General features: G+C 68.4%; 11 protein-coding genes. All 11 read right to left on the reverse strand.

Annotated features, from left to right (window positions below):
* Window positions 1-92: 92 nt before the first annotated feature.
* On the reverse strand, window positions 93-1,109 hold the full coding sequence (locus ABD732_RS00775) for an LLM class F420-dependent oxidoreductase (protein WP_344779587.1): 1,017 nt from the start codon (window positions 1,107-1,109) through the stop codon (window positions 93-95).
* A gap of 120 nt (window positions 1,110-1,229) precedes the next feature.
* Window positions 1,230-2,198, reverse strand: a complete 969-nt coding sequence (locus ABD732_RS00780; RefSeq protein ID WP_344779589.1) for a cutinase family protein — start codon at window positions 2,196-2,198, stop codon at window positions 1,230-1,232.
* Window positions 2,199-2,200: 2 nt separating this feature from the next.
* Window positions 2,201-2,746, reverse strand: coding sequence for a hypothetical protein (locus ABD732_RS00785; RefSeq protein ID WP_344779591.1), 546 nt, complete (start codon window positions 2,744-2,746; stop codon window positions 2,201-2,203).
* 99 nt (window positions 2,747-2,845) lie between these two features.
* Window positions 2,846-4,261 (reverse strand): alpha/beta hydrolase-fold protein, encoded by a 1,416-nt coding sequence (locus ABD732_RS00790; RefSeq protein WP_425552956.1) that lies wholly within the window; start codon window positions 4,259-4,261, stop codon window positions 2,846-2,848.
* Between the two features lie 208 nt (window positions 4,262-4,469).
* Window positions 4,470-5,477 carry an alpha/beta hydrolase gene (locus ABD732_RS00795; RefSeq protein WP_344779593.1) on the reverse strand — a complete coding sequence of 336 codons (1,008 nt, stop codon included), beginning with the start codon at window positions 5,475-5,477 and terminating at the stop codon, window positions 4,470-4,472.
* 322 nt (window positions 5,478-5,799) lie between these two features.
* Entirely contained in the window at window positions 5,800-7,824 is a 2,025-nt protein-coding gene (locus ABD732_RS00800) for an arabinofuranosyltransferase AftB family protein (protein WP_344779595.1), read from the reverse strand.
* Window positions 7,817-8,725: a decaprenyl-phosphate phosphoribosyltransferase gene (locus ABD732_RS00805; protein ID WP_344779597.1), complete on the reverse strand. Its 909-nt coding sequence runs from the start codon at window positions 8,723-8,725 to the stop codon at window positions 7,817-7,819. The genes ABD732_RS00800 and ABD732_RS00805 overlap by 8 nt, the downstream gene beginning before the upstream one ends.
* Before the next feature lie 10 nt (window positions 8,726-8,735).
* Window positions 8,736-9,359, reverse strand: coding sequence for a phosphatase PAP2 family protein (locus ABD732_RS00810; protein ID WP_344779599.1), 624 nt, complete (start codon window positions 9,357-9,359; stop codon window positions 8,736-8,738).
* Complete coding sequence (locus ABD732_RS00815; RefSeq protein WP_344779601.1) at window positions 9,340-11,253, reverse strand: glycosyltransferase; 1,914 nt, start codon at window positions 11,251-11,253, stop codon at window positions 9,340-9,342. The genes ABD732_RS00810 and ABD732_RS00815 overlap by 20 nt, the downstream gene beginning before the upstream one ends.
* 14 nt (window positions 11,254-11,267) lie before the next feature.
* The gene (glf, locus tag ABD732_RS00820; RefSeq protein ID WP_344779603.1) at window positions 11,268-12,473 is read right to left on the reverse strand and encodes a UDP-galactopyranose mutase; all 1,206 of its coding nucleotides are present in this window, start codon (window positions 12,471-12,473) and stop codon (window positions 11,268-11,270) included.
* A 127-nt stretch (window positions 12,474-12,600) separates the two neighbouring features.
* Window positions 12,601-14,307 (reverse strand): SpoIID/LytB domain-containing protein, encoded by a 1,707-nt coding sequence (locus tag ABD732_RS00825; protein WP_344779605.1) that lies wholly within the window; start codon window positions 14,305-14,307, stop codon window positions 12,601-12,603.
* Window positions 14,308-14,389: the final 82 nt, after the last annotated feature.

Consider the following 14,389-nt stretch of genomic DNA (forward strand, 5'->3'; position numbering starts at 1 on the left):
TCCCGCCCCCGCAGGTTGTCGGCGCCCTGTCTTCGCCCCGCCTCTTTCCATGGGCCTCACCGGCCCGGGGGCACGCAAAACCGTCGCTGATTCTACTCCTCCCGCAACAGCGGGATGACGGGTGCAAAGGCATCCATCTGCGTCGGGAAGACCCCGACGTAACTCATGGTGGTCTGTCGGCGCACTTCGCGGATCTGCTCGGCGATCTCCTCGAAGCTTCCGAACGCAAGATACGGGGAGGAGAGGATGTCGTCGACACTCAGTTCCACGTCGCGCTCGATGTTCGGCGGATACCCCTGATCCAGGGCTTTGAGCGCCATCTCGGCCGTGGCCACGCGGTCGTCGGTGACGACGATGGTCGCGATGGTCCAATTCAGTTCGATCTCGTCGAACCGGTCGCCCGCGGCCCGCCGGATACGGTCCACCCGCTCCTTGGTCTTCGCCAGCGTCATGTCCGACAGGCGGAGCTTGCCCTCGGGGGTGGAGCCGGTGGCCACCGAGATGATGTCGGCGTGCTTGGCGGCCAGCGCCAGCATCTTCGGTCCGCCGCCGCCGACGGCGATCGGCGGCCGCGGGCCCTGGCGGGGGCGCGGGCTGCCTTCCAGGCCCCGGATGCGGTAGAACTCGCCCTCGAAGTCGACGGTCTCACCGCGCATCAGGGCGTCGAGGATGGTCAGCGCCTCGTCGAGCCGGCGGATCCGCTCGCCGGGGGTGCCGAACTCGATCCCCGCCTTGTCGAACTCGTCCTTCATCCAGCCCGAGCCGATGCCCAGCTCCAGGCGTCCTTTGGAGAGAACGTCGATGGTGGTGGCCTCTTTGGCCAGCACCGCCGGATGGCGGAACCCGTTGGCGAGCACCGAGGTGGCCAGCCGGATGTTGTCGGTGGCCTGCGTGAGCGCGCCGAGCGCGGCCAGCGGGCCCACCTGGTTGCCCAGGTGATCGGGGATGGCGAAGGTGTCGTAGCCGTATTCTTCGGCGGTCTGCGCGAGCTTGACGAACTTGCGCGCGCCGCCCTCGTCCTTGTTTCCCTCGCCGCCCGCACCGAAGCGGAACTTCCGGAGACCCTCGGCGTTGTGGGTCGCGGGGCTTCCAGCCGGGGCTGAACTCACGGGCGGCCTCCTCATCGTCATCGTCATCGTCTTCGCGGGGCATGCGCCGGGTCCTCCGAAAGGGGGAACGGCGCAAGGTCACGAAAAGGTTAACGTAGCAGGTGAGCTGACCCCAAAGTGTCAGGAATGCGGCGGGTGCGGCGCGTCCTCGATCAGTCGGCTCGCCCACGCGTACATCCATTGCGTCGCGGTGGTTCCGCCGTCTGACCAGTACCTCTTGGTCGCGTACATGGCGTGGACCGGATTGTTGGCCGCATTGGCCAGCTGGCCGATCGCGGTGAGCGGGCTGGTCGCGCGCGGGGCATCGCAGATCAGGTCCCCGGAGGCGCAGATCGAATAGGTGCGATCCTCCAGCTCGCCGAAGCCGCCGGGCCGGGCACCGCTCATCGTGATGCCGGGCACCAGCGAACCGAACGGCGCCAGGGTGATCTCGGCACCGACGCCCTCCGGGCTCGGCCCCACGTCGTGCTGGCGGCCGGATTCGCGACGCCCGTCGGCGATCAGGCCCACGCCGAGCACCAGATCCTGGTCCTGCTCCGGGATCGGGCCGCGGCCGTTGCCGATGTCCCCGGCGATGTCGCCGGCGATCACCGCGCCCTGCGAGAAGCCCATCAGCACGTAGCTGGTGAGCGGGCAGCGCTCGTGGGTCTTCGTCAGCTTGGCCTCGGCCCGGCGCTTCCCCTGGGCGCGCGAGACGTTGTAGTCCCGCTGCTTGTCGGTGAGCACCGTGGGATTACGGAACTGGGCGACGTAGGGCACCGTGTAGACCTCGGCGCGGCTGTCCGGGAACTTGCTCTGCAGCGCCTTGGTCACGCGCAGCATCAGCGAGCGCGAATTGGCGCTCGGCCGGTACGGGTCGTCGTCGGCCTTGGACTCCCAGGTCCCGGGAATCGACAGCACCAGGACGTCCGGGCAGTCCGCCGGCTGCGCTTCGGGGCGGTCGGCGGGGGTGGACGGGGGCGTCGACGGGGTTCCCGGCGGCGGCGGCGTGGGCCGCAGGAACTGGAAGACCAGCACGATCACCAGTACGACGGCGACCAGCGCCAGGAACCCGAGGCCGAACGCCAGCTTGCGGGCGTGGCGTTTCACTGTCAGCAGAGATTCTTCTCGGCGGCGGCGATCAGCTTGTCCGCCTTGGCCCCCGCCTGGTCCTCACTGTCGTTCATCGGACCGAGCCCGGCGCGCACGTACACCTTGATCATCATCGGGTCGGTCTTCTTCTGCTTCTCCGAGCACACGTAGTGACCCCAAGTGAGCGCGACGTTGTTGTCGTCGTCGCCCATGAACTCCACTTTGTCCTTCTTCAGCGCGGCCAGGTACTTCTTGTCCTTGTCACTGAGTTCCTGTCCCCCCTGCGCGGAGCCGGGGAAGTTGCCGGGCACCTTGGCCGACGAATCCGGCTTGGTGGCGGGCAGGGTGCTGGTGGCCTTCGACGCCGCCTCTGCCGCCTGGCTGGACGCCTCGGCCTCCGCCGACGGGTCCGTCGAGGCGGCGGAGCTGCCGGACATCGACGTGGTGGTCACGTCCTGGGTCAGCGGGGCACTCGCGGTGGACGAGTCCCCGCAGGCACTCAGGGCGACAGCGGCGGCGGCGAGGGCGGCGCACACGAAGAGGCCACGGGAGTACTTGCCAGTCATGACTGAGAGGCTACCTTCCGAATCCGGCTATCCCACCGCGCAAACGGTATTCACCTGCAGAAACACGGCAGAAACTCAGCCGATTATCAATATCGACCATCACCGTCCGGTTTCCACCCGGGCACCGCGGGACGGGGTCCAGGTGATCTTGCCGCGCTCGAAGGTGTTGTACTTCACCTTGCGATCCTTGGTGGTGAGCTCGTCACTGGTCGGCAGGCCGAGCCGGTCGAAGGCCGTGACGTAGGCGCCGCCGATCGCGCCGGCGACCACCTTGGGCCCCTTCGGCCCGGTGAAGATCCGCCCGTTGCGGAAGTCCTGGGCGTGACCGCCCGGCACCGTGTACTGCCCGGTGAGGCAGCCGCCGAGGCCGCGGACCTGCTTGGCCTTCTTGAAGGCCTCGCCGACCTTGCACTGCACCTTGTCGCCGGAGAGACCCAGGGCGCTGGCGGCCTGCGGCCACGCCTGCTTCATCTCGAACTCCCAGTACGGCCAGGTGTGCGTGCCGGACGGGCGGTAGACGGCCTGGGCCGGGATGCCCTGCTTGTTCAGCTTGGTCGCGAACTGCTGACTCGTGGTGCGCGAGAGCACCTCCAGGCCGACGCCCGAATAGTTGGTGGCCAGCAACGGGATGTCGCTGGGGTCGTCGTGCGGGCCCACCACGCCGTTGCCGGACGAGATGTAGAGGCTCGTCCCGCGCAGCTTGTCGGCGAGCAGGTACGGATCGTGCTCGGCCCAGGCGGGGTCACTGGGCTCACCGAACATCTTCATCGAGTCGTAGCCGCCGCCGTCGCGGAGCGCGAACTGGATGGCCTGCGGCATGCCGTAGGAGGTGAACTGCAGAATGCCCGAGTAGGAGGCCGCGAACTTGAAGAAGCCGGGGTTGCGGGCCGCGAGCATCATGGCGGCCGAGCCGCCCATCGACAGCCCCTGGACGCCGCGCACCTCGGTGGAGCGCCACTGGTCCTGCAGGATCGGCGGGAGTTCGCGGATCAGGAAGGTCTCCCACTGGTAGTTCTTGCCGCGGTCGGGTTCCTTCCAGTCGGTGTAAAAGCTCGACTCGCCGCCCACCGGCAGCACCACGTTGACGTTCTTGTCCTGATAGAAGCGCGCGATGTCGGTGTTGATGATCCAGCCGCTCTGATCGTCCTGGGCGCGCAGTCCGTCCAGGGTGTACAGCTGCGGGAACTTCTCGCGCGGCTTGGCGAACCAGTCGCGGGCCAGCAGCACCTGCACCTGGATCTCCTGCTTCATGGCGGGCGAGTACACCCAGAGCGCGACGCGGTGGCTGTCGTACCAGAAGGTCTTGGTGACGCGTGCTGGAGCCGCCGGGGCCGGGGCCGCCGGCGACGGCGCGGCCGAGGGGGCGGGCGGCGCAGCCGGCTCCGGGTCGGCACCGGCGGAGCCGGCGAACGGCAGCACCAGGGCTGCACTCAGGGCGGTGACGACGGCAGCCGTCCGCAGCCGCGGTCTGCGGCCTTCCGACGACGCCCTCTTGCGTCCACTCCACACCGTCACGTCCATGCTCCTTCACTGCGTCCATCGGGCCCACAGGCATCTGGCCTGCGGTGCCGGTGTCCCCGACCGGCGGTTCCCGGGCGTATCGCACGCAACGATGCGAGGCGCCCCACGTGTGTTCTTACACGTGGGGCGCCTCGATGTCCGTGCGCCACGCTGTGGCGCATGTGAATTGTGTGACTAATGTTTCTTAGCCACGTCGCTCAGATCAGCGGAAGAAGCCGCGTCGGTGAGCGTTCCAGACCATGTCCTGCCAGTAGCCCCAGGCGTGGGTGCCGTTGGCGTAGTAGGTCATCGGGTTCAGACCCTGAGCGCGGGCACCGGCCTCGAAGGCGACGGTCTGGGTGAGCGCGAGCATCTCCAGCGGGGTGCCCTTGAACAGGTCGTCGCCCATGTTCTGCGGGTAGTTGTACTTGCCGAAGAAGCCGTTGCCCGAGCCGACGTACAGCTTGAGGCCGTGCATCCGGTTGATCAGCATGAACGGGTCGTTCTGCGGCCAGCGCGGGCTCCACGGCGCTCCCCACATCGAGTCGATGTTCCACGGCTGCGGGGCGACGTCGAGCATCGCGACGCGCAGCATGGTGCGCATACCGGGGGCGGTCAGGAAGTTGTAACCCGACAGCGAGCCGGCCGCGTAGAACAGGTCCCGGCGCTGTGCGGCGTGGGTCAGTGCGGCGTTACCGCCGGACGACAGACCCATGATGGCGAACTTGCCGCCCTTGGTCGCCAGCTTCGGAACGCCGGCGCGGCCGTGACGCAGATTAACCGCGAGGCGATCGATCACGCAGCCCCACTTGTAGGTGCGCTGCTGGCCGTTGAAGTTCGAGGGGGCATCCCAGTTGGTGTAGAAGCTGGCCGGGCCGCCGATGGGCTCGACCACGTTGACGCCGCGATCAGCGAGACGCTGGATGTTGGTGTTGATCTCCCAGCCGCTGCGGTCGTACTGGGCGCGCATGCCGTCGAGCATGATCACCGTGCGAGTGTTCCCCGGCCGCGACCAGATGCGGACCTTCACCTTGCCGGGAGCCATCGACTTGTTACCGAAGGCACCGTTGGTGGGCATGCCACAGGAATCGGTCCAGTAGGTGCGCCCCGGGACCGCGTCGGCGTCGCCGACACCGATCGTGCTTCCCACGAGACCCAGGGTGGTCGCCACGGCGACCAGAACCGCTACCAGCCGCCGGCTGGACCGCGGTTTGCTCTTAGCTAAGCGCATTACTGCTCTCTTCCTTAACTTCCTCGGCTGTAAGGAACCTGTAAGGCCCCCCACAGACGTCTCGTTCGTGCCGGGAGTCTCGCGACTTGACACACGCCACACCCGTAACCGGATTGACGGAAGCTTATCCGCCCAGTCCGCACGGCTCCAAAACTGTGACCGCGATCACAGTGTCGGTAGTGGCATCTTCACTTGAAATAGTCTCAGCAATCATGCGCTTGCAGAGGCCTTCTTCACCGATACCATCGGGTAGCTGCGCTAGGACGTTACCGTTTCGAGACCACAATTGCCAAGACGTGACCCAGGTCACCGAGGCCGCCGGTCATCGGGGCGGCTCGGGCACCGGGGTCAGGCCGCATCGCAGGATCTCGTATTCCGGCTGCCGCACGATCCGGTAGCTGTTGAACTCGAACGACTGCCGCAGGTTGTGCCGGAAGCGCGCGAACGACCAGGTGTCCTTATAGGAGGCGAACCGCGCCTGCGTATCCGGGCAGGTGAGCGCGACGTTGGCGCGTCGCACGTCCAGCGGCTCGATGTAGCCGGGCAGTCCCGGTCCGCCGGTGACACCGCCGGACTCGGCCACCACCCACGCCGTCGGCAGGTTCTTGTCGTGCCCGATGCGCCCGTCGGCGAGCCGCTCGGTGTGCGCGGCCAGCGGATAGGCCAGACCCATCTGATCGATCACCCGGACGTTCAGCGGGGCGTTCATCCCCGTCATACCCAGGTTAAGGAAGTACAGCGAGGTGCGGTCCTTCTGATGGTCCGGCAGGTTCTGCCGCAGATGGGCCACGTACCACTCGTCGTAGTTCCCGGACGGCAGGATCAGACCACCCTTGCCGTCCAGCTCTTCGATCGTCTCCATCATGGCGCGCATGCGCGGATAGTCCAGGTAGTCCTGCGCGGTCACCGGGTTCTCGTTGGCCATGTTGGCGACGTAGAACCGGCGCTCGTCGACGATGCCGTCGCGACCGATGTCCATCGCCGCCTCGGTGAGCACCTCCTGTGAGATCGCCGCGGCCCACCAGACCGTGCCGCCGACCACCAGGATGATGAAGGCGGCCGCGGCCAGGCGCCACCGGGAGATCACCGTGCGCGCGGTGGCCGGGATGGTCGCCGGCACCACCATCAGCGGCAGCAACAGGATGAACAGCGGTGCGAGCAGAACGCGACCGTGCATGAAGTCGCCGCCCTGGCGCAGCCAGTACAGCGTCAGCAGGGCGCCCGCGAGCACCACCGTGATCACTACGGTGGACGGCTGCTGCAGCCGGGCCTGGAAATCCACCCAGCGCGCGGCGGCGCCGCGCCGGCCGTCGTCCACCGGATCCAGGATGTCCGGGATGTCGTCGGCGGCGGCCGCGTGCCGGTCGATCTCGGCCGGATCGTGGCTGCGCACGCGCGTCGCCACGACCACGACGGCCACCAGGATCGCCAGAATCACCGGCAGCAGCAGCGTGTACGGGGTGAACAGGTTGCCCAGGTAGGTGAAGCCCTGACTCCACTTGGAGCCGCTGGCGTCCTTGGCGATGGCCGGATTGGGCACCAGGATGGCGTAGTAACCCATCCGGAAGATCTGATAGCCCACCGGAACCACCGCCGCGACCACCACCATCGACACGCGCAGCCGCCAGCCGATGGGCGCGCAGAAGAGCACCAGCAGCACCAGGCCGCCCAGGACGGTGATCTCCGGGCGGATCAGCGGCGCCAGGCCCGCGAAGAAGGAGAGGAAGAGGAAGGCCGCAGTGGCCCGGGCATCGGTCCGCCCGGGATCGCGGCGGGACCAGGCCAGGAACAGACACCACAGGCAGGCGATCCAGAAGATCACCAGACCGTTCTCCAGGCCACTCGTGGCGAAGTCGCGGGCCGGCGGGACGGCGATGTAGATCACCGAACCCAGCGGGAGCAGCAGCGTGAAGCCGGCGGTGGACGCCGAGGCGCCCAGGAACCGCTTGCCGTACAGCCGCGCGGCGCCGTACATGGCGATCGGGATCGCCGCCACGGACAGCACCAGGGCGGTCCACAGGGCCACGTACTCCAGTTGCGCGCCGGTCACCCAGCCCCAGAAGGCCAGGAGATAGGTCCAGGCGGTGGAGGTGTTGGCCTCCACCCGCTCACCGGCGTTGAAGACCGGGCCGTTGCCGGCGTACAGGTTGCGGATGGTGCGCAGGACGATCAGGCCGTCGTCGGCGATCCACCGCCGCTGCCAGGCGCCGATCGCGAAGAAGACGGTGACCAGGACGGTGCCGATGAGCCAGCTCAGGCCCGGCACCAGCAGGCGTCGTTCGCCGAGCCGCCGCAGGCGTGAACCCGCGGTGGTCTTCTCGCCGAGGTCGACGCCGGGTCTAGACATAGACGGCGACCGCCACGAACACGACCCACGCCACGGCCAGGAACTGCAGGACGCGGTCGCCGAGCGCGATCTCCTCCGGCTCCCCGGCCGAACCGCCGTCGACGTCGACCGCGTAGCGCAGGATCGCCACGGTGAACGGCACCATCGAGATCGCGTACCAGACGTTCTGGCCGTGCTGGCCGTCGAAGGCCCACAGTCCGTAGCAGAGCACCACGGCGGTGGCCGAGAGCGTCCAGACGAAACGCAGGTACGTGGTGGTGTAGTACTCCAGCGACTTGCGGATCTTGGCGCCGGTGCGTTCGGCCAGCTGCAGTTCCGCGTAGCGCTTGCCGGCCGCCATGAACAGCGAACCGAAGGCCATCACCAGCAGGAACCAGCTCGACAGCTCGATGTCGGCGGCCACACCACCGGCGATCGCGCGCAGCAAGAAGCCCGAGGAGACGATGCAGATGTCCACCACGGCCTGGTGTTTGAGGCCGAAGCAGTAGCCCAGCTGGATACCCACGTACACCGCGATGGCGACCGCGGTCTGCCAGTTCGCGACGAACCCGACCGCGATGGATCCGGCCATCAGCACGATCGCGAGCCCGAAGGCCAGGTTGCGCGGCACCACGCCGGCGGCGATGGGCCGGAAACGCTTGGTCGGGTGGGCGCGGTCGGCTTCGACGTCGAGCGCGTCGTTGATGAGGTAGATCGACGAAGCGGCCAGGCAGAAGGCGACGAAGGCGATGCCGACGTTGCCCATCTTGTCGGCGTTGGTCAGCGCATCGGTGCCGGCGGCCAGCGGGGCGGCCAGCACCAGGACGTTCTTCACCCACTGCCGCGGGCGCATGGCCTTGATCAGCCCGGTGGCCAGGTTCTTCGGCGGTCCGGCGACCGTGCTCGTCGGCTCCTCACTCATCAGCTGTTCCTCACTTGGTCGTGGCCGACGGCGTGAACCGGTCGGTGTAAAGCTTGTCGGCCGCGATGACGGCGCCGGCGGAGGCCGCGCCGATGAGCGCGCCCGCTGCTACATCGGAAGGGTAATGGACACCCAGTACCAGGCGGGACGCCAGCATAGGCGGAACGATCGCCGCGGGAATCAGCACCGGGGCCAGGCGGCGCCAGCCCGCGGGCTCCCCGGAGGCCACAGCGCGGCCCAGCAGGATCGCCGCGGCGGTGGTCGAGGTGGCGTGGCTGGAGGGGAAACTCAGCTTACTGGGCGTCGAGACGCCGACGGCGATCTGCCCGTGATGCGGCCGCTTGCGCCGCACGATCCGCTTGATCACCACCGACGCGGCGTGCGCCCCGAACGCGCCCACCCCGGCGGCGACGTAGTCGCGCCGCCGTCGATCGTCGCCCTCGCGGGCGGCCAGCACGGCTCCGGCGGCGGCCAGGCCCATCCAGCCGAGGGCGTGCTCACCCAGGTGCGACAGGCCGCGGGCGGCCGGCAGCACCACGGGGCGGTCGGCGAACGCCGACTGGATCTGCACCAGGATCGCCTCCTCACCGCGCGGCGGGGCGAGGGACGTGCGGTCAGTCGATTCCGTAGACATGCGCCCAGCTCTCCTTGCTCACCAGTTCTTCGTGGGCCGCGCGGTACTGGCCGCGCATCTCGTCGAACCGCTCGCGCAACTCCTGCTGCAGGCGGGCCGACTCGCGGGCCAGCTCGATCATCTTGCCGCGGTCGCGCTGGCGGTACACCACCCCGCGGCCGTCGGCCGTCGTCACGGTGACGCCGTCGACGCGTCCGAGCGAGTACCAGCGGGCCTCGATCGGCGGGTAGTTGGCCTGCGGCACCTCGTGGTGGCGGGGATCGGCCGGGCGGGCGTTGTTCACCACGGCGCCGAGGAGCGCCTTGACCTTGGACACCGGACCCGCGGGCTCGTTGACCCCCAGGTGGGTCGCTTCGCCGGTGGTGCGCGGGAGTTCCTCCGCCGAGGGCAGCACCACGGCGTCGGGGTAGCCGCGACGGATCTCGGCCACCTTGCCCAGCGCCGTCGGCAGGATCTCCCGGATGTGCATCGGGCCCGCCAGGAAGTCGCGGATCGCCTCGTTCTGGATGGCTACGGTGGAGTACTCCAGGCACAGCAGGTGCTTGGCGGTCGCCTTGGCGTGCGAGCGCAGGATCCCGGTGATGGGGCCGTCGGTGTACAGCGAGGCCACCACCAGGCGGTTCCGCAGATGGAAGTAGGCCTGCCAGTCGATGGCGTCGTCCTTGTCCGACCAGGCCATGTGCCAGATGGCGATGCCCGGCACGGTCGCCGTCGGGTAGCCGGCGCGGCCGGCGCGCAACGCGAACTCCCAGTCGTCCCACTTGATGAACAGCGGCATCGGGAGACCGATCTCCTCGGCGCAGACGCGCGGGATCATGCACATCCACCAGCCGTTGCCTTCGACGTCGATGCGCCGATGCAGGTTCTTGGAGTTGTCGCGGTCGCTGAGCGGGTACTTCGCGAAGTCGTGGTCGTACTCGACGAACGGCGCCGCGGTCCACATGAACTTGCCGCGGTCGATCACCTCGCCCATGCAGTGCAGGTGGCTGCGGTCCTGGAGGTTGAGCATCTGCCCGCCGACCAGCATCGGGGTCTTGGCGTACCGGGACATCGCGAGCGCGCGCAGGATCGAGTCGGGCTCGATCATGATGTCGTCGTCCATGTACAGGATGTACGGGCTGTCGGTGAGCCGCAGCGCCTCGAACATGATGCGCGAGTAGCCGCCGGAACCGCCCAGGTTGCCCTGGTCGAAGATGTGCAGCCGGTCGCCGAGCGCCTCGGCGGCCTCGGTGTAGCCGGGCTCGTCGACCACCTTGCGGGTGCCCTGGTCGGGCATGATCACCGCGTCGACGACGGCGTCGACCATCGGGTCGGAGGTGAGCGCCGCGAGGGCGGCCACCGCGTCGGCGGGCCGGTTGAAGGTGGGGATACCCACCGTGACGTTGGGCGAGCCGGCCGTCTCCGGCGGCGCCACCGGGGCGTACCAGCCGGCCGAGACGATCTCGGTCTCGGTCTCGGTGGTGATGTCGAACCAGATCCAGCCGCCGTCTTCGAACGGGCCCAGGTCGGTTTCGAACTCGAAGACGCGGATCCCGTCGCGCCCGTCGTCGCCGCCGAGGTCCACCAGGCCGCCGCCGATGGCGATGCGCGAGCCGTCGATCTTGGAGCGGTACAGGTCCACGCGGGCCGTGCCGGTCAGCTCGATCCGGAGCACCACCGACTTCAGCACGGTCCAGCGGCGCCAGTACGACGCGGCGAAGGCGTTGAAGTAGGTGGCGAAGCTGAACTCCGATTCGCCGCCGAAGCGCGCGCCGGTGCGATGGTGCGCGTGCGCCCGGGACTCGTTGCGCTCAGCCTCCACCAGGTAGAGCGACCGCACGTCCAGAGGCTCGCCCGGGCGCGGGAAGATCACGCGCTGCAGCAGCGACACCGCCTTGCTGTCAGAAGAACTCATCTACTCCCGCTCCGTCAGTCCGCGTCGGTCCGGCTCGCCAGCGGCGCACCGTCACGCAGGTGCGGGGCCAGCGTGTTGTCGAACAGGGTCAGCGCACTGGCGATGGCCATGTGCATGTCGAGGTACTGGTAGGTGCCCAGGCGGCCGCCGAAGAGGACCTTGCGCTCGGCGGTCTCGGTCTTGGCGAGGTCCCGGTAGGCCGCGAGCATGTCGCGGTCGTCCGGGGTGTTGATCGGGTAGTACGGCTCGTCGTCGTCGTTGGCGAACCGGCCGAACTCGCGCATGATGACCGTCTTGTCCGACGGGTACTCGGTGCGCTCGGGGTGGAAGTGCCGGAACTCGTGGATCCGCGTGTAGGGGACGTCGGCGTCGTTGTAGTTCATCACCGGGGTGCCCTGGAAGTCACCGGTCGGCAGCACCTCGAGCTCGAAGTCGAGGGTGCGCCAGCCCAGCCGGCCCGCCGAGTACCCGAAGTAGCGGTCGAGCGGACCGGTGTAGACCACCGGCGCGTCCGGGCTGGCCGCGCGCAGTTCGTCGGCCACCTCGAACCAGTCGGTGTTCAACCGCACGTCGATGCGCTCGTCGGCGGCCATGTTCTCCAGCCACGCCGTGTAACCGTCGACCGGCAGTCCCTCGTACGTGTCGCTGAAGTAGCGGTTGTCGAAGTTGTAGCGCACCGGCAGCCGGGTGATGTTGCCCGCCGGCAGGTTCTTCGGATCGGTCTCCCACTGCTTGGCCGTGTAGTGCTTGATGAAGGCCTCGTAGAGCGGGCGGCCGATCAGGCTGATCGCCTTCTCCTCGAAGTTCGCCGCGCTCTGGGTGTCCACCTCCGACGCCTGCTCGGCGATCAGCGCACGTGCCTCGTCCGGGGTGAAGTAGCGGCCGAAGAACTGGGAGACCAGCCCCAGCCCCATCGGGAACTGATAGGCCTGGCCGTCATGCATACAGAAGACGCGGTGCTGGTAGCCGGTGAAGTCGGTGAACTGGTTGACGTAGTCCCACACCCGCTGATTGGAGGTGTGGAACAGGTGGGCACCGTACTTGTGGACCTCGATGCCGGTGGTCGGTTCGGCCTCGGAGTAGGCGTTACCGCCCAGGTGGTCGCGGCGTTCGACCACCAGGACCCGCTTCCCGAGCTGGGTCGCCGCCCGCTCAGCCACGGTCAGGCCGAAAAAGCCGGAACCGACCACGATCAGGTCGTAGGCACTGTTATCCGTCACAACAGATCAGGCTATCGGACCGAACCTGAGTGTTTGGCAAGGCACGACGGCCGTTCGCCCCGCGTAGAGACAGATCACTCCCCCGCCGGTCGCCCGGGCGGAGGAGTGATCTGGTGCTCGTCGGTCGTCAGCGCAGGCCGTCGGCGGTCGGGAAACCCAGGACCGCCAGGCCGCCGCCGTTCAGGAAGTCGGTCAGCGCCTGCCCGAACAGCGCGTGCGCGCCGGTGGCCGGGCTGTAGTAGATGACACCGTTCTCCAGGACCTGCAGCAGCCCGTGGATCCCCTTGCCGTCGGTCACCAGTTCCGGTTTGGCGACGGTGCCGGTGGAACCCTGCGAGTTGTCGGACTCGTCCTTGCTCACCACGCCGGTGGAGCCGTTGGCGTTGTCGCTGCGGTCCTTGCTCACCACGCCGGTGGAGCCGTTGGCGTTGTCGCTGCGCGCCAGGTCGACCTGCTTGGCCGCCAGCATGCCGGTCCCGGTGGCGATCATCTGCTCGATGATCGGAGTCAGCTGGCCGGTCACCGCGCTCAGATCACTCAGGCCCAGCGCCGACAGATCCGGCGAGCCGCCGGAGAGCAGATTGGTCAGCGGGCTCAGATCCAGGAGTCCGCCCAGGCCGGCGCCACCCGGATCGGTCGGGCCCTGCGGAGGGCGCACGATCTTCGGCATGCTCTTCTGCCCCTGGACCGTGAACCAGTCGGACTTGAGTTGCAGCTTCTGGCGGACCTCGTCGCCGGTGGCCTCGACGGTGCGGCTGCTGCCGACCACCTTGACTTTGCCGACGCGACCGCTGCCGCCGCCGAGCCCGTTGGCCTCGATCACCTCGAAGCTGCGGAGGGCGCCGACGCCGAAGGCCGAGGCGATGCTCGCCGGGCTGACGGTGGCGGTCCAGGTGTGGTTCGGGGAGATCTTGTCGCCGGCGTCGACCACGGCCGGGAAGTCTCCGCCCGCGGTGTAACCGCCGGTCGACGCGGAGAACTCGGTGAGCGCGGGCTTGCCGGCCCGCATGCGCACCTGGCCTGCGGTGGCATCGGCGGCACGGTTGGTGCGCGGATCCTCACCGGCGGCGCCGTGGTACACCTGCGACTGCTGCGTGTTGTTCATCTTGCGTCCCGCCGCCAGGCCCGCGAGCACGTACGAGCGTGCCGCGACCGCCTGCGCCTTGAGCGCCTCGAACCCGCCGGAGTCGGCCCATGCGGGCATCGACTCCTTGGGGATCACGCCCTTGACGTAATCGTCCACCTTGAGCTTGTTGGCTACCCCGTCGGCGCCGAGGCCGAGCGAGCCGCGGTACTTGTCGCCGCCGCTGCAGAAAGTGAGCAGTTCGTTCGCCGGGCGGCCCGAGCCCGGGTTGACCGGGTCCACCCACTGGGCGGGCACGGTCTTGACCACGGCGCCGCCGCAGCCGTCGGTGATGGTGGCGTTACCCCCGGACAGGCTGACCGCCTGTCCGGGAGCCACCGTCTGGCCAGCCACCTTGGCACCGGCGTCCGCGCGGACACTCACCGACTTCTTCTCGCTGAGCGAGACGGTGATGTCGGGGTTGTCCACCTTCCCCGCGGTCGTGTTGCCGTAGTAGTGGCGCAGGATCTTGTCGGCATTCCAGCCCTGTTTGGCGTAGCCGTACGCGCCCCACTGCCCCAGACCGCGGCCGTGACCGTGGCCGTGACCCTGAAGAGTCAGGGGCGAGTCCGCACGAAGTGAGATGCCCGTGGAGTCGATCCACTGACCGCCGCCGGCGACGAGACCGCCGGCCAGCAGCACGGGAGCGAGCCCGAGGGCGGCGAAGGTGAACTTCCGCTTCTTGGCTCGGCCTGGTCTGATCTGGGGCACTGCACTACCTCATTCGCGCGGGACCTCAGCTGCAGCCTGTGGCCCGTGTGATTAATGGGACTTATGTGACAGTAGTGACTCT

The organism is Gordonia caeni (assembly GCF_039537105.1).
Taxonomy (GTDB): domain Bacteria; phylum Actinomycetota; class Actinomycetes; order Mycobacteriales; family Mycobacteriaceae; genus Gordonia; species Gordonia caeni.

Bases quoted from the DNA above. Each gene is read 5' to 3' on its own strand.
- ABD732_RS00800 (WP_344779595.1), bottom strand. From the start codon at position 7,824: ATGTCTAGACCCGGCGTCGACCTCGGCGAGAAGACCACCGCGGGTTCA.
- ABD732_RS00795 (WP_344779593.1), bottom strand. From the start codon at position 5,477: ATGCGCTTAGCTAAGAGCAAACCGCGGTCCAGCCGGCGGCTGGTAGCG.
- ABD732_RS00805 (WP_344779597.1), bottom strand. From the start codon at position 8,725: ATGAGTGAGGAGCCGACGAGCACGGTCGCCGGACCGCCGAAGAACCTG.
- ABD732_RS00810 (WP_344779599.1), bottom strand. From the start codon at position 9,359: ATGTCTACGGAATCGACTGACCGCACGTCCCTCGCCCCGCCGCGCGGT.
- ABD732_RS00815 (WP_344779601.1), bottom strand. From the start codon at position 11,253: ATGAGTTCTTCTGACAGCAAGGCGGTGTCGCTGCTGCAGCGCGTGATC.
- ABD732_RS00785 (WP_344779591.1), bottom strand. From the start codon at position 2,746: ATGACTGGCAAGTACTCCCGTGGCCTCTTCGTGTGCGCCGCCCTCGCC.